Annotated in this window: 12 protein-coding genes; 3 read left to right on the forward strand and 9 right to left on the reverse strand. The window is 38.9% G+C overall.

The window, feature by feature from the left end:
* Nucleotides 1-5 precede the first annotated feature (5 nt).
* The 6 genes from ACM0OR_RS06250 to hemE all read right to left on the reverse strand — a co-directional run bounded on the left by ACM0OR_RS06250 (nucleotide 6) and on the right by hemE (nucleotide 13,078).
* Nucleotides 6-5,804 carry an AAA family ATPase gene (locus ACM0OR_RS06250; protein ID WP_414575461.1) on the reverse strand — a complete coding sequence of 1,933 codons (5,799 nt, stop codon included), beginning with the start codon at nucleotides 5,802-5,804 and terminating at the stop codon, nucleotides 6-8.
* A gap of 319 nt (nucleotides 5,805-6,123) precedes the next feature.
* Nucleotides 6,124-7,191 (reverse strand): hypothetical protein, encoded by a 1,068-nt coding sequence (locus tag ACM0OR_RS06255; protein WP_414575462.1) that lies wholly within the window; start codon nucleotides 7,189-7,191, stop codon nucleotides 6,124-6,126.
* 43 nt (nucleotides 7,192-7,234) lie between these two features.
* Nucleotides 7,235-8,320, reverse strand: coding sequence for an amidohydrolase family protein (locus ACM0OR_RS06260; RefSeq protein WP_414575463.1), 1,086 nt, complete (start codon nucleotides 8,318-8,320; stop codon nucleotides 7,235-7,237).
* A gap of 114 nt (nucleotides 8,321-8,434) precedes the next feature.
* Entirely contained in the window at nucleotides 8,435-10,732 is a 2,298-nt protein-coding gene (locus tag ACM0OR_RS06265) for a TOMM precursor leader peptide-binding protein (protein WP_414575464.1), read from the reverse strand.
* Nucleotides 10,733-10,950: 218 nt separating this feature from the next.
* Nucleotides 10,951-11,904, reverse strand: a complete 954-nt coding sequence (locus ACM0OR_RS06270; protein ID WP_414575465.1) for an NAD-dependent epimerase/dehydratase family protein — start codon at nucleotides 11,902-11,904, stop codon at nucleotides 10,951-10,953.
* 121 nt (nucleotides 11,905-12,025) lie between these two features.
* The gene (gene hemE / locus ACM0OR_RS06275; protein ID WP_414575466.1) at nucleotides 12,026-13,078 is read right to left on the reverse strand and encodes a uroporphyrinogen decarboxylase; all 1,053 of its coding nucleotides are present in this window, start codon (nucleotides 13,076-13,078) and stop codon (nucleotides 12,026-12,028) included.
* A gap of 226 nt (nucleotides 13,079-13,304) precedes the next feature.
* Here hemE and ACM0OR_RS06280 point away from each other — a divergent pair, with 226 nt between their 5' ends.
* Both ACM0OR_RS06280 and ACM0OR_RS06285 read left to right on the forward strand, forming a co-directional pair.
* Nucleotides 13,305-14,051 (forward strand): hypothetical protein, encoded by a 747-nt coding sequence (locus ACM0OR_RS06280; protein ID WP_414575467.1) that lies wholly within the window; start codon nucleotides 13,305-13,307, stop codon nucleotides 14,049-14,051.
* 48 nt (nucleotides 14,052-14,099) lie between these two features.
* Nucleotides 14,100-16,166 carry a S9 family peptidase gene (locus ACM0OR_RS06285; RefSeq protein WP_414575468.1) on the forward strand — a complete coding sequence of 689 codons (2,067 nt, stop codon included), beginning with the start codon at nucleotides 14,100-14,102 and terminating at the stop codon, nucleotides 16,164-16,166.
* A gap of 193 nt (nucleotides 16,167-16,359) precedes the next feature.
* Here the strand turns inward: ACM0OR_RS06285 and ACM0OR_RS06290 are convergent, their stop codons facing one another.
* Nucleotides 16,360-16,911 carry a hypothetical protein gene (locus ACM0OR_RS06290; RefSeq protein ID WP_414575469.1) on the reverse strand — a complete coding sequence of 184 codons (552 nt, stop codon included), beginning with the start codon at nucleotides 16,909-16,911 and terminating at the stop codon, nucleotides 16,360-16,362.
* Between the two features lie 145 nt (nucleotides 16,912-17,056).
* On the reverse strand, nucleotides 17,057-17,326 hold the full coding sequence (locus tag ACM0OR_RS06295) for a LysR substrate-binding domain-containing protein (protein ID WP_414575470.1): 270 nt from the start codon (nucleotides 17,324-17,326) through the stop codon (nucleotides 17,057-17,059).
* A gap of 216 nt (nucleotides 17,327-17,542) precedes the next feature.
* Here ACM0OR_RS06295 and ACM0OR_RS06300 point away from each other — a divergent pair, with 216 nt between their 5' ends.
* The gene (locus tag ACM0OR_RS06300; protein ID WP_414575471.1) at nucleotides 17,543-18,421 is read left to right on the forward strand and encodes an aspartoacylase; all 879 of its coding nucleotides are present in this window, start codon (nucleotides 17,543-17,545) and stop codon (nucleotides 18,419-18,421) included.
* A gap of 393 nt (nucleotides 18,422-18,814) precedes the next feature.
* Here the strand turns inward: ACM0OR_RS06300 and ACM0OR_RS06305 are convergent, their stop codons facing one another.
* Complete coding sequence (locus ACM0OR_RS06305) at nucleotides 18,815-19,696, reverse strand: CoA-binding protein (protein ID WP_323265887.1); 882 nt, start codon at nucleotides 19,694-19,696, stop codon at nucleotides 18,815-18,817.
* Nucleotides 19,697-19,910: the final 214 nt, after the last annotated feature.

A 19,910-nucleotide genomic window follows, 5' to 3' on the forward strand; every position in this document is an offset into this window, starting at 1 on the left:
ATTCATTATCTATTACCTGCAATCCAAGTATTGTTAAAAATTAATTCATAAATCCGGTTGTGGGTTTTTAAATAACCTGCTTGCTTAATCAATAGCCCTGATAATATCAATTCTCTTTCATCTTGGCTATCATCTGCCATCACTTGTCCTAACTCTAAAACTTGTCGATACAGTTCTAGCATTGTACTAGCTTGCCGTTCGCCTTTGAGGATGCGATCGCGGATTGTCCGAAAATGCTCTGGTTCGTCTTGTCCTTCCCAATTGTCAATAATATTGGTACGGATAAAATTCTCAATCCATGCTTTTTCCCTTTTTTCAGGGACAGTAGGTGATAAATTACGGATCATCTGGCAAATCTTTTGAGTTAAAAACGGTTGGCCATTAGTCCAGAATAAGACTTCTTGCAGCACTGCTTGCGGGTTGCTCACTTTATCTGCCAATCCTTGCAGGAGGGGTTGAGCTTCGTGCATTTGGAAGCCGTGCAGTTGAATTGCTTGACCAATATTAAAAGGCGTTTTGCGGTAATCAGTGATTAAATCACTAGGAGTAGCAACTCCAAATAAAGCAAAACACAATCGCTGATACTCTGGATTAATATTGCGCTGATTGTAGCAGGAGCGAATTAGGGCGAAGAAATCATTAACTGAAAAATCTAACCCTAAAACACTATCAATTTCATCGAAAAAGATGACAATCTTAGGCGGAAGAGTATTATCAGCTAATCTAACTTCGCCTAACAAAACCTCTTCAATAAATCTACTCAATCGGTGTACAGCAGAAATATCCAGCCTTTCTTGCCACCAAGCTTTTAAGTTCACCTTGTCTAGTAGGTCAAAACTTTGCCACAGTTCCACAGCTAATCCCTTATACCACTGCTCTGGAGTGATGTTTTCGTTACCAATTCTGGTCATGTCGATGGCAACACAGCAAAAACCCTGTTGCTGTAAGTGGTGCATCATCCGCACCATCAGGCTTGATTTACCCATTTGTCGGGTATTTAAGATATGACAAAACTCGCCACTTTTCAATGCTTTGTAGAGATAACGGTCTGCCTGTCGCACTACATAGGTAGGCGCATCAATTGGCAAACTCCCGCCTACCTGATAATCATAGGTTAAGGCTTGTTCGGCACTTTTGAGTAGAGCATTTTCAAATTCTAATTTGGCTTGAGTGGCTTTGAGAATTTCTAGAGTTTGTGATAGTTCTTGGGTACGTTCTTCTACTTTTTGTTCTAGGGTCGCGTAGAGGCGAGAATTTTCAATTGAAATAGCAGCTTGGCTAGAAAGGATATTTAAGACTTGGACACGCTCTGATGTAAATGCTCCTGTGGTGAGATTATTTTCTAAATAGACAATGCCGCTTAATTTCCCTTGATTGAGTAAGGGAGTGCAGAGAATTGATTTAGGTTGGGTAGCGATAATGTAGCGATCGCGGGTAAATTGTCCGTCTTGGGTAGCATTATCAAGCACCACATTTTCCTGGGTGCGGGCGACGTAGTTAATGATAGCAGATGAAACTAAGGGTGTTTGGGTGGAGTTATCTAGTGAATTTACTGGTATAGATTGTATTTGAATGTCGGTTGTTGTGGCGATCGCTTCAATCACCCACTGATTCTGAGAATGTAGCAGCAGAAAGCCTTTTTGCGCGCCTGCATTCTCAATCATAATTTTCATTAACTTTGCCAGCAACTTATCTAGAATAATTTCTTCAGCTAGGGCTTGAGATGCTTTAATAACCGTTGTTAAATCAAGGAATTCTCCATCATTCCCATTCGTAGAGATATTTGGACTGAAGCTTTTAACTGTTCCTTGGTTTGTAGTTCCGATAAAATATTGCGGATATTCATCTTCTAATTGCTTGACTTTAGCTTTAGCTCCCCAGCAAGTGTAACAATGGTGTGCATTTCTCAGATATAACTGACCAATTTCTTCCCTACCAATATTCAAGTAAAATTCTGCTGCTCGTTCATAAGCTAGTGCCTCTTCATGAATAAATTCATATTTTTTCGCACCCCGAATAGCAAGTTCATAAAATTCTTCAGCTTGCCAATTTTCTCCTGAAACTCGTGCTTTTTCAGCAGCGACTAAATCATATTTATGTTGAAAATTTTCTGGACAGTATTTAGCCCAAGTTTTCATATTCTCCTGATTTTTTTCTACCTGCTCAACTAATTGTTTTTGCTGCTTTATTTCACAAGCATGATAATGAGCAAGTAAAGAAAGAGAAAAATAGAAATTATGCTGGGGTGCTGTTAAAAAAGCACTAGAACTTAGCACATATTGATCAGCATCAATTCCGTTATTATAAGCCTGAATATAATTTTTAAAAAAATAAAAGTAAACCGTCTTGGCAAAATATATAAAAAAGATTAACCAGTCATTTGAATGATTTTGAATCCAACTCCTTAGAGTTTCTTCCTCTTCTTCTCTAGATTTACCAATAATTAAACCATTTTCATTATTAAAATTTAAAAAATTAATTGCTATTTTATGAAGTATTTCTATGCAATATAGACAAAAAACGATTTTTGTTTTTTTGATAAAAGCAGAATATTTTTGGTAATCTCTATCAACCTCTTCCAAACTGTATCCACAGATAAACTTTATAAAGCAATAATCTATAGCTGCATAGGAAGCACACTCATTTTCACCTGTATCTATACCTGTTTTAAATCCATGTATTAATTTGTTGTGTACATCTATATTTCTGAGAACCTCTTTCCAGTGCCAGATAGTTCCATAGTATATCTGCACAACATGAGCTTCTAATTTGGGGTTCTTAAATTTTTCTAATAGCTTTAGAGCCAGCTTACCAAACTTATTTCCATAGTTAATTTCTCCCTTTAAGCTACACAGCAGCATTCCATAAGTGCTATATATATAACCTGCGTGTGGTGGATTGCCATAATTTATACAGAGATTCATCTGGGTTAATATTACTTCCACAGCCAGAGGAAAGTTGATCGTAAGTGTAGCGGAACTAACTTGCTGTAGTATTGATATAATTGCTATTTTTTCCTGTTCTTTCATTACAGGTAAATTAGCTAAATCCTCAATATCCTCAATCTTATTTTTTTGTAAAAATGATTCAATCAAGGCTTGTTGCTGTTCAATATTTTTGATTATATTTACAGGTTCAGAAGATATATTTACGCCAAATTCTAGTAAAGCTTTTAGCGCAGTATCTATAGCTTGATGTGGTTTAAGTATTGTAAAATAATATACTATTTTTAGCTGATTTACCCTGGCTTTATCTAAAAGTTTTTTAGCTTGTTTTAGGAGGATTTCAGATAGTTCTTCAAATTGCTCAAATTTAGTGTTTAAGTAAAGCAGTTCTAAAGTTTCTATATGTAATTCCCATGTCAATTTATACTGATCATCCCAGCTATTGGCAGCTAAGAGTCTTAATCCAGTTTCTAAATATTTAAGAGAAGGTTCATAAGCTGTAGATGCCTTAGATTTTTTACCAGCTTGCAGATTTAACTGGGCTAACTCATCTTTCTCTCGTTGCTGCTCTATTAATTCTGCTCCTTCATTGAGTTGATTAACAATATTAAAAATATTTTCTTCTAATATATGTTTTTGGTTTTTTATCAACAATAAACGACCGATTTGCAGATGAACAGCTTTTTTTTCATCTTCTAAAATTAAGCTATAAGCAGCTTGCTGAACTCTATCATGTAAAAACTTATACAAGATAGATTCTGGGTATTTGGAAATGAGATTAGAGGAAATTCCATGCGGCTCACTTGACATCTCTTCCTGACTCCATAACAGTGGTACTTTATACTCCTTATTTAAGGGAATAATCAGTCCTTCCTTGAGTGCTGGGTGTAGTTCTTGAGAGGTAAATGTCTGGGATTTTCTATTGACAATAGAAAGAATTTCTAGATTAAATTGGTTTCCTATACAGGCAGCCAATTTTAAAATATTTTGTGTAGTCTCATCTAAGTTCTCAATCTTTCTGACCATTAATTCAACTACATTATCAGTTATTCCTACTCTTTGAATTTGCTCAATATCCCACTGCCAAAAAGAACCTTTACTTTCTCCCTGAGCAATTGTCAATTGAGCAACATTAAAAACTAATAGCTTTTCTTTGTATAAAGTTTGCAGTAGTTGAGTTATAAAAAAGGAATTACCACCAGTTTTCTTAGTTACTAACTCTGTTAGAGGTTTTGCATATTCTATTGAGCAATCAAGAGTCTCTGTAATTAATTGGTTAACATGGTTTATTTTCAAAGGCTGAAGCATAATTTGATTGACTGTAGCTTTGGCCTTTTTAATTTGCTCTAAGGTGTGTATTAAAGGGTGAGTAAGACTAACTTCATTATCTCTGTATGCTCCTATCATCAATAAATATTGGCTGTCAGCATTAGTCATTAATCGCTCAATTAAATTCAAAGATGGTAAATCTGCCCACTGTAAATCATCCAAAAAAATTACTAAAGGGTGTTGTTTTTGGCTGAAAATGCCGATAAACCTTTCAAAAAATAAATTGAATCGATTTTGGTTTTCAGTTGCTCCTAGTTGCTCAATAGACGGCTGTTTACCGATAATCATTTCTAGATCAGGAATTACATCAATAATAATTTGACCGTTATCTCCCAAAGTTTCTAAAAGTTTCTTTTTCCAAGTTTGGAGAATTATTTCAGGCTCACTTAATAGTTGACTAATTAAGTCTTGAAAAGCCTGTGTAATTGCTGCGTAGGGAATATCTCTTTGCAACTGGTCAAATTTACCACGAATGAAATAACCGCGTTGGCGTGTAATAGGTTTGTGAATTTCATTCACCAAAGCAGATTTACCAATACCTGAATAACCAGAAATCAGTATTGTCTCCGTAGTACCTTGGCTGACTCGCTCAAATGTTGTTAATAGTTGGGTGATTTCCTGTTCTCGTCCATATAATTTTTGAGGAATATGAAACTTATCGGAAATATCCTGACTTCCTAAAGGGAATTGAGCAATTTTCCCTAAATTATTTAATTGCTGAAGACAGGTTTCTAAATCTGCTTTAATTCCCCAAACACTTTGGTATCGTTCCTCTGGAGTTTTAGCTAGTAGTTTCATGACAATATTAGATACTGTCAATGAAATAGAGGAGATGAGTTCATGAGGAGTTTTGGGATGTTGTGCAATGTGACAATGAACTAATTCTATCGGGTCATTAGTTGCAAAAGGCAGTTGATGAGTCAACAGTTCATAGAAGGTGACACCCAGAGAATAGAAATCACTGCGGTAATCTATGCCTCGGTTCATTCTACCAGTTTGCTCCGGGGCAATATAAGCTAAAGTTCCTTCTAATTGATTGATATTGCAAATTGTCTGATTTTCTTGAGATAAATGGGTAGAAATTCCAAAATCTATAATTTTAAGCTGTTCAGTTTTTCGATTATAGACAATGTTGGCAGGGTTAATATCTTTATGGATTATATTAGCAGTATGAATAGCGGCTAAACTTTCTGTGATTTTGATAGAAATATTTAAAAATTCTGCTAATGTAAATTGATGTTGAGATAATAATAGGTTTAAAGATTGACCACCAAAATCCTCTAAAAGAATTACTAAAGTATTTTTATGTCTCTGTAAGTCGTAGGCTTTAACAATATTATCTGTTGTTAAAGAACGGGTAATTTCATATTCTTGTTTATATCGGGTTAATTCTGAGGGTGTGGGGTAATTTTCTTTGAGAATTTTCAGAATAATCGGTCGATTATCCGGCTGGAGAATCCCTCGATAAACTAACGAATTAACACTTTCATAGATTTTTTCAGTCTGATGGTAGTCTATTATGCTGATCATAATGAATATAATTAAGTATTTATAAATTAATTTAACAGATACAAATATCCTGGTTAATTCTAAATATTTTTGCTGTGATGTGTATATACTTTGTTTGAGTTCATAGTAAGGACTTTAATTCTTTTTTGTTCGCGGAGCGTCTGTCTACGACACGCTATGCGTTGGCGTAGCCTCTCGTTGGCGCAGCCTCTCAAAGAGAAGAGAACGCAGAGAGAACTCAAGTTCTTACTACAAACCTTGAATTATTTCCGTTTCCTTATAGTTTTTTAAAAAATAGACAATTTGATCACCATAAGGAAGTCAAAGAACCAAAATGTTGCTAACAGGTACTTAAAGGCAAATAAGGATAAGGGGGTGTAAAATATTGCACGTCTAATGAATAGTTGCCTTTTTCATCCTTAATATAAAATGGCAAATCTCCGCCCTCATCTTGAGCTTTAGCCCATTCTTCAATCTGGCTGTGAGATAGGTTTCTTTCCGAAGGTATTGGAGGATAGGGAACAGTAGCTTTACTAGCGATAGAATACTTTCCTGGCTCTAGCTGCATCTCTTGTATATTACCTTTAAAGTTATTCCAATCAACTTCTAGTCCATATCTGAAAACGATATCACCTGTACTCAAAATAGGTTGAGAAATTTGGTGGTATTTTATTTCTCCATCTTGTTTGATTTGATAATATGCCTGTCCTGCCATTAATAAACTTAAAGCAATTCCCTGCCAACCCTCACTGCTAGGCAGAATCAAAAACCTGTCTTCATCAGGTTTCCCATTCTGGGAATGCTTCTGATTGAGTGGATAATAAATATTGAGGTTATCTGGTTCTAGATAATCAGGAGAAAATTCCTGATCAAAAAAGAAAATTTCTCTGGATATTAAATCATCTAATATATCTATATTATTGTCAGTATTAACATCATCCCAATTACCAAGGATGAAATTAGCCCACGGTTTAACTTCATCCTTGGCTGTTAAATAGGCATACCAAGTTTTAGCAATTAGTTGGGAAATTTTGCGAGTTTGTAGTAGAGTTTGAGTGGTTTCATAAATATTATTCAGCGCGCTGCTAATATTTGTTATATTTTGTTCTGGCAAGAGCAAGTTTATATAATCTGCTGGAAAAACTGCTCCAGGAGAAGGCAAACTTGAGCCGATAGTATCTGTTTTATCTGGATAATAATTTTTTAGTTTTTTTTGAGTTTGTTCATCTAATTGATATTCATAAAAATCTCGCCTTGATTTAACTACAATTTTTGTTTTTAGGTATTTTCCTTGAATGTTTTCTTCAGGAGAAACTAGCAAAATTTGATAATAAGTATGATCGCTGTTATACCACTGTTTTGCTGCTGAAGATTTGATAGATGCTGACAGATTTTGTGAACTTGTCATTGTGGTTTTTACCCTGTTGAATGTTAGTAAATTTGAGAACTTTTCAAGCCAAATTATAAAAACTGCGGGGATTATCCCAAACAATTTTTTGAATTGTTGCTGGAGATAACAGGGTTTCAAGTTCTAAAACCCTGTTTACAACGTCTGTCTGATGATCCATATGAGGGTAATCAGAGCCGAAGATGAAGTTGTTAGCACCAATGTACTCGATAATTTCTGATAAGCAAGGTTCAGAAGCTTCAATTGCTACAAAACATTGACGGCGGAAGTATTCTGATGGCTGGATTTTGATGTGATTTTTTACCTCAAAATATAAATTTTTATACTCTTCATCTAGTCGCCAGAGCCAATAAGGAAGCCAACCACAACCAGACTCTAGAAAGCCAACTATTAACTGTGGGTGACGTTCTAAAACTCCGCCTTCAATCAAGGCTAACAAGGCCATCATTTGTTCCATCGGATGGGAACAAGCGTGCATGGCAAAACGAGTATGAAATCTATCTGCACCTGTAGTTGGTAACTGACTATGAGTTCCCTCATGGATTCCCACTGTTATATCTAATTCCTCGCAGGCTGTCCAAAATGGCTCATAGCTAGGATCACTAAGGATTCTCCCTTTAATGGGGTTGGGGCGTAAACAAACAGCTTTCCAGCCAAACTCGGCTATGCGGTGTAGTTCTGACACCATTTGCTCTGGTGCATGAAGATTAATTGCTCCGACTCCTTTTAATTTATCTGGAGCATAACTACAAAATTCTTCATATAACCAAGTGTTGTAGGCTTGGGTAAAAGCTCCTACAACTTCTGGGGGCATACTATCAATAGCAAATAGCCACAGTCCATAAGTGGGATAAATAAAGGCTAAATCAATCCCCATTTGTACCATTGCTTGGAGATGAGATTGGGCATCGTAACGACGAAAATAAGCTTCGGGATGAGTTTGCATCATCTGGCGATCGCCTTCTTCTCTCACTTGTGGTGATATCTTATTTACAATGTCTTCCCCTTGAATTTTCATGTCTGCTGAAGGTGCAAAGTGCTTAAATTCAGGTGCAAGGTACTTTCCCCACATCTGCGGCGGTTCAATCACATGGGAATCAGCATCAATAATTTTGTATCCATTCAGCATAAAGAAGGGAACAGGGGATAGGGAACAGGAAACAGGGTTGAAAGTCTTGTAATCTGCTGTCTAGTCATCTGCTATTTAGGGAATTGTTTTTTAACAATCACAAAGTGATGTCAATTACATCCACATGGGATAGGGGTTGAATTGTTCTTCTGTGAGAGGCTTTTGTAACCAACCCATTTTGACGGGAACATCATAAAGCCGTCCGGAATCTAACCGTTTCCACATATGGCGCATTCCCGGTACAATCACTTTGGCAACTTTCAGGCCAATATCGGGGCGAGTTTGATCTAGAACGAGCATTTCTAGACCATTTTGCTCAACAATTTTTTGACACAGCCTGACATCTTCTAGAAGATCATCACTTGCTAGTTGGGGGTAATCGGCACAGACTTTGGGAACACTTTGAGGGACGGGAAGTAGATAAGGTTGATTTGAGACGGTCGCAGACTTCCACCATTCAATGGCTAGGCGATCGCTAGATGGAGGATACTGGGTACTACCATCGGTGTTAGCGAATAACACATTAGGCAGAATTTGGTTAACCTCAGTTAAAGCTCGACTAATGGCTAGCTTGGGGTCAAAATGAACACCATAACCTAAAATAATATCCTCTACGTCTCGATCCGTTCTGCAACTAATGGCCGCAAAAGCAGGAATATTGAGATCACTAGTAATATCTATCACCCACAACTGTCTGTCAATAGCTTGATAATATTTGTTCAAACTTTGAAAATAAGGCTCATGGAAACTATCTAAATCCACTTGATGTTTTGGTAGCCGATTGTACCACCACAACGCCACACAATCTCGTTCTACCAGTTCCATAAATCCTTGGAGAATGGCTTCTTCGAGGGTATTACCTGCGGCACAGCCGTTAGAGTCTGCCCAACATTCCCGTTGCTCTAACTGGGGATAGCCATAATAACAGTAAGCCGTTGGTAAATATTTAAATTCCTGATGGGTTAAAGACCAAACTGGTGTCCAGTCAATTTCTCTGGTTGTATTAAAAAGTGCAGGGACTTTTTGAAACCATCCTTGACACTCAGCATTCCATTGTTCCCGGTGCTGGTATTGTGTTTGGCTAAAATTCATACAAGCATTGGGATGAATTGCTTTTTCCCCTAGTTGTTCGTAACTGCTTTTGTGTCTGATTTCATCTCCCTGAAATACACCAGAATACCTTTCAATCGCTTCGCAAAAACCGCTAGCCTTGGCTTGAGTATCAGTCCTACCTTTACCGGCACTTCTCCCGCCGATATTTTGGCGTAAACTGGCTAAATCATCAAAAAGACTTTGAAAATGATGCTTGGCAATGTATGTATGGGTTAAGCCATTACCCGGTATTTTGCTCAATTCCCGCACAATACCCGTAATGGGACTAATATGATGTGCGTATTTCTTTAAAGTTTCTTGTGGTGAACAAGAACGATGTCCGCCGTCTGCGGTAAAAGTTTTTTGACGGTGTTCTAAAACAATCGGGGATGCCTGGTGATTTTGTTTACCGCAACTATGACATTGCGGACGCTGCACTACGATATGTTCTTGGGTTTGGAGAGTCAAGGTGTCATAGGTGATGAGAGTTCCGGCTAATTGTTGATTTTCGCCTTGGATAATCCATTTAAAAACCTCCGTAGCTACCATTCCCAATGCTGTTTGCACTGTAGCAGTGAGAAATCCCAGAGGCGGGGATAAGGAAATCTGTTTATGTCGGTGAATGAAACTGGTAACTGGTCTATTATTGTGTAGGCGATTAGCTAGACAATCCCAACACGCAGTTTTTTGGGGATGAAATATCGGCCCTATCCAAACCATCGTTCCCAGAGGGTTGGCTAGCATCCAAGGAGATTTTGACTTTAAGGCTTGTTGATTAAATGCTGCTAGTTGTGGGTGGAGGTAGTCATCAGTTAAAACTACGGTGATATCTCCGGTATCTGCGACTTGAATATCTAAGGATTTGAGGATAGTGATTAAGTCATCGATGGGAAGAGAACCAAAAGCTTTAACAGCGACTGTTGTTGATTGCAACCGTTGAGCAGCTACTATGGGGGGAATATTGAGATGATGACAGAAAATAGCTAGGTGCGATCGCCTTTGGCGGGGCGAAGCCCATCGCTCGGATTCATCTTCTAGATAACCCTGTTGTTCCATGTGGAATAGGGCGTATTGGGCTTTGATACTGACGTTGAGAACATTCTGAAAAAAATCTGAATTTTCTGTGGGTAGTAGTTCTAGTTGAATGATGTCAATGATTTCGTCAACGCTGTACTTATCTTCTTTGATGAGAGAAGCTAGGAGAAATGATAGGCGATCGTCGCTCAAGCAAATCGCCTCTCTCTCAGATAAAATAAATACTTGGTCTGGTTCTATGGTCTCAACGGAGTAACAAGACTTGAACCTTGGTTTATTGAACATAGTTTTGTCAGTAAAAACCTGGAAATACTGGGAGGTTATTCTTTCTGACATATCTTAACTAACAAGCAAATATAGTGTTAAAAGATCACGCAGAAACTGAAAGAGAAAGCAAAAATCTCTCTCAAACTCTTATTCTCTGTGCCTTCCTCCGGGTTCGCAGTTCCTTCACGTCGGTACAGCCGCCCAAAGGACTGCGCCTCTGCGTGATTAAATTATCCCTATGCCCTACCAACACCGCTAATTTTTAACACATCACTCATGGTTGCACAGTAATTCGGTAGTTCAAAACTACTAGGATTAATCACAGTGTCATAAGTAAAATGGCGATAGTTCATGCAGAATCTATCCCAAGCTGCCATCTGAATCCCAAAGACAACGATAATAAAATTAGCTAAGGATAAAGATAGGGGAATGCGGAAGTAAATATTTTTGCCGAAATAAGAGCAAAGTTCTTCAATTGCTTCGTCTGCTGTTAACTTATGCTGACCTAAAACTAGCCTGCGCGGTGCATCGCTTTGGGGAGGATGAACAATTAAATATTTAACAACGCTAGCAATATCTTGACCGTGGATAAAGTGAAAACTACCGTCAGCTTTTAAGAAGCGAATTAAATTAATATATTTGGTAACTTCGGGGATTCCTGTTGTGAGGTGAGAATAGGGTTTTTTAGCATCACCACCTAAAACTAAAGTCGGGAAAACTGTAGTAATTTTAGGTGCTATTGCTAACTCTGATATCTTCTGTAAACATTCATATTTAGAACGAATATAATCTGTGCCAATTTCCCCTGCTTCTTTAAGTGGTTGATTGTGGCTATCTAAAACACTAGCTGTAGAAAAATAAATAACTTGTTGGCAACGGTCAGAATCTAATAAACTGAGTAACTCTAAAGTTTTAGAGACATTAATATCAAAAGTTTGTTCACCACCCCAAGCCGTAGCAGTGAGAACTGCAACATCAATTGTTGGCAATAAGTCAGCTAATTCGCTGATATTTTGCATATCACCCTGCAACACATGAATACCAGGACGAACCGTGGTGTCAACTTGCAATTTATGGGGATTTCTGACTAGTAAATATAATTCATCATCTGTTTCTTGAATTAGGGCTTCACTAATATAGTGACCTATACAGCCACTAGCACCAGTTACTAAAATTCGTTTCTTGGTCATAAGAGAAAGCTAGAAATAAAACACTCTGTGTCTCTGTGTCTCTGTGGTGAAAAATATTAAACCACAGAGACACATTCGCGGAGCGTCCCGCAGGGAAGACACAGAGAAAGAGAAGTTTTGACTACACAACCGCATGAAGTTGTTTCGCTGTTTCAAAGAAAAAGGCAACGTTTTCTTCTGGGGTGTCTGGGTGTACACCGTGTCCGAGGTTGAGAATGTGTCCCCAGTTACCAGCTTTGCGAACGGTATCGATAATGCGATCGCGGATAAACTCTTTTGAGCCGTATAATACGCCAGGGTCAAGATTACCTTGCACTTTGATGTGTTTACCTAATCTGGCTCTAGCATCGGCCATGTCTACTGTCCAGTCTACGGTGACGATATCAGCACCAGATTGCGCCATGCGTTCTAGTACGCCTGCGCTACCACTGACTAACAAAATTAATGGTGTATCTGGGTGAGTTGCTTTGACTTGCTGGAATACCCGCTTCTGGTAGGGGAGAGCAAAGGTGTCATAGTCTTGGGGGCTGAGGTATCCCGCCCAAGAATCGAACATTTGCACGACTTGCGCGCCGGAATCGATTTGATAACGGGTATAAACTGCGATCGCATCTGCTAATTTAGCTAGGAGTTGATGCAGCACCTCTGGCTGTGTGAAAGCCATATTTTTGATGATGGAATAGGTTTTAGAACCTTTACCTTCCACCGCATAGGCGGCTAATGTCCACGGCGCACCCACAAAGCCCAATACCGTTGATTTGTTGCCTACTTCTTGGCGTAGAGCCTGCAATATGGTTTTAATGAACGGTAGAGCCGCTTCTGGTTCTAGAGGACGCAGCGCGTCAATTTGTGCTTGAGTGCGAATGGGCGCATGAATGATGGGGCCTTTACCTTCCGCAATGTCCATTTCAATCCCCAAACCTGGTAAGGGGGTGACGATATCGGAAAATAAAATTACTCCGTCTGGTTGGAAAGCTCTCCAAGGTTGTAAGGAGACTTCAATCGCTACTTCTGGAATTTCGGAGCGATCGCGAAATGAAGGATACTTTTCCCTTAAATCCCGATATGCTTTCATATATCGTCCGGCTTGTCGCATCATCCATACAGGGGGACGATCCACAATTTCACCACGAGCAGCCCGTAAAAGATGAGGAGTCGTTGACGAAACACCCATTTAACACTTCATCCTAAGTCACTTTTTTATGTCACTGTTTAGCTTATCATTCTGGGATTACGCTTGATCAAATAGAGGAGACAGGGGACAGGAGAGAGGGGACAGGGGACAAGTGAATATTTTACACCTATGCCCCATGCTCTATGCCCTATGCCCATTTCATAACTTGGCGGTAAAAGTTGTTTTATTGGTACTGCTTTGCTTAAATTTCTTAACTTAAATTAATATGCAAACCAACTCTAATAACTACTCTCATTTTGCAGATGCTCATAGTAATTCTCGCCCAGCCAGGTTATTAATCCCCCGTTCTCAACGCCGGATCTTCTTTGTGCAGTTTACCTTGATGACTATTGTGGGTTGGGTGGTGGGTGGTATTGTCAGCATTGCCGTAGAAAAAATTTTCTGGCAAAGTCTGCTCCCTACTTTTGCCAATCAGCCGCAAGTATGGAGTTTTTGTGTGAGATTGCTTGGTAATATTGTATTTGCGGTAGTTTTCGCTGCTGATCAAGCATTAGTTATGCGCCGTTACCTCTCTGGTTGGCTATGGATACTGGCTACCAGTATCGGTTGGCTACTAGCTAATGGTGTATCAACCGCTTGGATTAACTATATTGCTACTCTGGCTAATTCATCTGCTCAAACCTTAACTACTGAAGCTAGTTTGACTTTAGGTTTTTTGTCAACATTTCTCTATATTCTTTCAGGGATTTGGCTGGGGTTGTTGCAATGGTTAGTCTTGCGGCGTTATACAGTCAAAACTTGGTGGTGGAATTTTTTCCCCTCTTTTTCCTTCTTCTGTATTAGTCTGGTAGTTTGGTTGCTTTCTTTGATGAAAAATTTGATTCCAGCAGCAGGAATGTATTGGATTGAACAAGGATTTACAGCTATGATTCTCGGAGTTATACCAGCAATTGGCTTGTGTACTTTGAGAAAACAATTACAACGTCAGGCTGGAATTCCTCGCTCATCCTAAATTTTTGGGTGGCTAGTTGGTTGACATGGGATAAAAGGTTACAGAAGGATGACAAAAGATCGGGTGTTACAGAAAAATATTCAGCCTCCTGTTGCTGACAAACAGCCCCAGGTTTTAGAGTTACATGGCGATCGCCGTTTAGACAACTACTTTTGGTTGCGCGACATTGATAACCCCAAAGTAGTTGCATATCTAGACGCAGAAAATGCCTACACTACAGCGATGATGCAGCATACAGAGACGCTGCAAACTCAGCTTTATGATGAAATGCTTTCGCGCATTCAAGAAACTGACCTCTCAGTACCATACCGCAAAGATAATTACTATTATTATTCGCGAACTGAAGCCGGAAAAGCTTATCGCATTTATTGCCGTAAACAAGGTAGTTTAGATGCGCCTGAAGAAGTGCTATTAGATGAAAATGAATTAGCAGCCGGGCATGATTTTTTTGAATTGGGAGTATTTGATATTAGTCCTAATCATCAAATTCTCGCCTATTCATTTGATACTAGCGGTTCTGAAAGATATACACTTTTCTTTCTGGATTTAATTACACGCCAGTTCTATCCAGAAACTATTGCTGATACTTATTTTTCTTTCTGTTGGGCTAACGATAATCAAACAGGTTTTTATACCAAAATTGATACAGCTAACCGTCCTTGCCAATTGTTTAGACATACTCTCGGCACATCAACAGAGTCCGATGAGTTAATTTATCACGAACCTGATGAGGCTTACGCTTTATACGTTGATAATACTCGCTCTCAAGCATATATTTTAATGACTTTGCGGAGCAGCATCACCACAGAAGTTCACTATTTAGATGCCAATAATCCTCGTAGTGATTTTCAGATCATTTACCCACGCGACCCAGGGATAGAATACGATGTAGACCATCACAGCGATTACTTCTACATCGTTACTAATGAAGTAGCCACTAACTTTAAGTTGGTGAAAACTCCCTTAACTGCAATAGCAAAAGATAACTGGCAAACCGTAATTCCTCACCGTGAAGATGTGCTGTTGTCAGGGATTAGTTTGTTTGCTAATCACTTGGTAATTTATGAACGCAAAGATGGATTGCAAACTGCTAGAGTTCAAAATCTATCAACAGATGATGAAAGTAATATTATCTTTCCTGAACCTACCTACGCTTTTTCCGAAGGTAGTAATCCGGAATTTAATACTACTATCTTGCGTTTTAATTACACTTCGTTAATCACACCGCCATCTGTTTTCGATTACGATATGGAAACCCAAGAACGGGAATTGAAAAAACAAACCCAAGTGCTTGGCGGCTATGACTTAACTCAATATCGTAGTGAATGGTTGATGGCTACAGCCGAAGATGGTACACAAGTTCCCATATCAATTGTTTACAAACAGGGAATAAAAAAAGATGGCAAAAATCCCTTATTACTCACAGGCTATGGTTCTTACGGTGCTTCTTACCCCGCGTCATTTTCTTCAACTAGACTAACATTATTAGACAGAGGCGTAGTATTTGCGATCGCGCATATTCGCGGCGGCGAAGAAATGGGGCGCAAATGGTACGAAAATGGCAAATTCCTCCACAAGAACAACACCTTCACCGATTTTATAGCCTGTGCCGAATATTTGATTAACGAAGGATGGACAGCAAATACACACCTAGCCATTACAGGCGGTAGTGCAGGCGGTTTATTAATGGGTGCAGTGATTAATCTGCGTCCTGACTTATTTCAGGTAGTTGTGGCTAATGTGCCGTTTGTCGATGTGGTGAGTACAATCCTAGATACATCTTTACCCCTCTCAGCAATGGAATGGGAAGAATGGGGAAATCCTAATGATCCAGTCTACTATGACTACATGAAATCTTACTCACCCTACGATAATGTCGCAGCCCAAGATTACCCCGATTTGTTAATCACCGCCGGGTTAAATGATTCCCGCGTCAAATATTGGGAACCTGCCAAATGGACAGCCAAACTGCGAGAACTCAAAACAGACAATAACATTCTCTTGCTGAAAACCAATATGGATGCTGGACATAGCGGTGCATCTGGGCGTTACGAAAGCTTAAAAGAGTTAGCTTTTGAGTATGCCTTTATTTTGGATCGATTGGGTTTGGTTTAGCTGTCTGTGCAAAAGTGACATACTCCACACACTCACCTTTCGGGCTACGGTGTACACACAAGTCTTATAAACTTGCCCCACAACGTTTTGATCCCTCCTAACCCCCCTTCCAAGGGAACTAAAATCAAAGTCCCCCTTTTTAAGGGGGATTTAGGGGGATCAGATGATTTGTGTGTACACGGTAGAGAGGATGTCAAGAACGAGTAATTCGATATTTAAGTGTGTAATCCCAGTTTGAGTAACCTAAAAAGCTACCTTTTTTCTTAAATCTCCAAGAAACTTCTTCAAATGCTGGGCCTGTGGAAGATATGACTAATTCCGTAGAACCAAGTAAGTCATCTTTATCTAAACTAGCAAGAATACCTACTCCCTTGACAGAAGCGGAAAGTATAGTTCCTGCCAATACTCCTTTAGGGCCGGCTACTGATAAAACAGCGGATACAGCACTGGTAATACCTGTAATTGTATCACCATACTTAGACCAGTCTTTGGCAGCATCTTCGTCGTAAGCTTTAATTCCTCCTTTAACGCTTTCCCCTGCGGGTACGTCGCCTTCAAATAAAATGGATTGGTCTGGCTTAAATCTTTTAACTTCTCCATCATTAATAGACATGGGAGTTGTCAAAATTGCCTTGGTAATTTTGCCTCCTACCAATGCACCAACTAGATATAACTCATCAGCACCTGTGACATCTTCAGTATCTTTGCATTGAACATTCACAAGCTGAATTTTTACTTTCGTCATAATATGCTCCAATCAATATGTAGGATGAATTTCACCAGACACAGCCCAAATTGGCCATTGCATAAAAATTGAAACTTTGGGTTAAATACAATCGAGGTGAAATCCTATATTTAGCAATCACCTTCAAAAAAACTTTTTACGCAAATTAATCTGTTATCTCCGCTCCAACCACATCTTTAATTACCTGCAAAAAGTTCTGCAAAATCACAGATATATCATCACTGCGCCAAACTGCGGCTATGGGTCGAGTCAGGTTTTTGCCCTGTATAGGTCTATAGACAACTCCCGTGCGTTGTAGGTTTTGGGCGTTAGCTGGTAGGAATGTTACACCCACTCCCCCAGCAACTAAACTTAAAACTGTAATCATCCAAGTTGCTTCAATGAATAGAAGTATATATTTTAAATATAATTCCATTAATTAAATTGGTATTGCACATCTTAGAAATATTAGGTACGCTGCTAATCATACAAGAAAATTTTATCAACAAAGACTAAATTTATAGTTGGCATGAAACAGGAAGCAGTCCCAATAAAATCATTCCTATGACTGAGCATCAAAGCGATTTTCCGCCACTTTATACTCCTCCATTTACTAAATTGAGACTATTCTATACACTTTGAGGAATATTTTATGAATAAAATTAATCGTGTTGCCCTAATTGGCGGAACACATGGAAATGAATTTACAGGTGCATTTCTGATTAAAAAATTTGAAAAATTTCCGCAATTAATGCAAAAATATAGCTTTGAAACTTTGACGTTATTAGGTAATCCCCAAGCCTTTGCCGCAGGTAGACGCTACATCGAAAAAGATTTAAACCGTTGTTTTTTAAGTGAAGACTTACAAAATACTAATCTGTCTAGTTATGAAGATATACGGGCAAAAAATATCTCTAAAATTTTAGGAGAAGATAATAAAACCAAGGCAGATGTAATTATTGATTTACACAGTACAACCGCTAATATGGGCTTGAGTATTATTCTAGGCAATCAGCATCCATTTTTATTACAATTGTCTGCTTATCTGAGTGCAATTAATCCTTTAGTAAAGGTTTGCCATACAATACCAGAAGAAGGTAGTAATTTTCTCCGCTCCCTCAGTGAATTAGGTTTTGTAATTGAAGTAGGTGCTGTGGCTCAAGGTGTATTAGATGCAGAGTTATTTCAAAATACTGAGAAACTGATTTACGAAATTTTAGATTATTTAGAAAGATATAATCGCGGTGATATTTTGGAACGTAATAATACACTCACAATGTATAAGTTTTTATGTTCTATAGATTATCCCAGAAATGAACAAGGCGAAATTCAGGCAATGATTCACCCGAAAATTCAGTCTCGTGATTATGAACCACTTCATCCAGGCGAGCCTATATTTTTAACATTTGATGGTCAAGCGATCGCCTATGAAGGCACATCTACAGTCTACCCTATTTTTATTAACGAAGCAGCTTACTATGAGAAAGGCGTTGCTATGTGTTTGACCGAAAAAGAAATTATTAATCTTTAATTTTTCAAGACGTTGTATTGCAACGTTTTCATACAAGCATAAATCATCTCAATTAACCATCCAGACATAAAAACATGAGTCAATCTTTAGCAAAAGGGATTTACTCGTATTCAAGAGATTACAGATATCTATGAGAAATTAAATATTAAACCAGAGATATTACAACTACTAAGCCTAGCCTTTAATGAAGGATTCCAAGATAAAGCGATCGCAGCACATATTTGTGTATCTGAACGTACAGTACGTAACCAGTGAGATAGACTGCAAGCAGCTTTAGGTATTGATTGTGCCGAATTAAGAAATCAAGGAAAAAACATTAGAGTCGTGACTAAAATTCGTGCTAGAGAAGCAGGTTTAATTGATTAGTTAACTCAATAAACCAAGCAAGTACCATCAATGAATTGCCTTCTTTAACAAGTCGGGAATCAAAGAAGGACGTTCCGCCACAGGAACTTCTGCGGCTTCAAAAGCGGCGATTTTGCATTGTGCAGTACCAAAGTTAGGTGGACGACCAACAACGGTAACTAAAGTACCAGTTTGTCGCCAAGTTTTCCCCGGTGGTGCTTGTCTACCTGCGATGTAAGCAACAACTGGTTTATCGATGGCTTCAGTGATGTACCTAGCTGCGGCTTCTTCACTACCCCCGCCTGGTTGACCGACTAAAACGATCGCCTCGGTACTGTCATCCTCATCTAAAATTTGCAGCCATTGCAAAAACGAAGAACCAACAATGGCATCACTACCAATACTGACACTAATCGATTGCCCCAAGCCTGCTTTTGTCAGTTCCCAAGCAACTTCATAGGTCAGAGTGCTGCTGCGACTCACAATTCCTACCGAACCTGGCGTATAAAATTCACTCGGTTGTGTGCCTAAAAGGATTTTTCCTGGCACAATAATTCCGGGACTGTTGGGGCCGACGACTAGAGTTTCACCGGCTTCAGCTTTGCGGAGTAATTGCACCATATCTAAAGGTGGCACACCCGCAGAGATGATGATAATTTGACTGATATGCGAGGCGATCGCTTCTAAGGCTGCATCTAGAACCTGGTATGGATGTACGCAAATAATTGTTGTGTCAATTGTGCCGAATTTTTCTACTACCTCCTCTACCAAATCAAATACAGGTAGATTGTAAATTTCCTGTCCACCACATCCAGGATCGACACCAGCAACTACATTTGTACCATAAGCTTTCATTTGAGCAATATGATTTTCTGAAATAAATTCATAGAAGCCTTGGATAATAACTTTGCTATCTGGCGTTAAGTTCATAAAAGATGGGAATGGAGAATGGGGACAAATCAAGTCAAAAGTCAAAAGTCATAGACGCGAAAGCGGCTACTCTACGAGTTCTCCGCAGGAGTACCCGAAGGGTAAGTCAAAATTAATTAAATAACTCCTGGGGATTGGGAATTGGGAAAATTATCATAGTCTGTCACCTGTCACCTGTCACCTGTCACCTGTCACCTGTCACCTGTCACCTGTC

Origin of the sequence: Anabaena sp. CCY 9402-a, from assembly GCF_963920945.1 — a bacterium.
GTDB lineage: Bacteria > Cyanobacteriota > Cyanobacteriia > Cyanobacteriales > Nostocaceae > Trichormus > Trichormus minutissimus.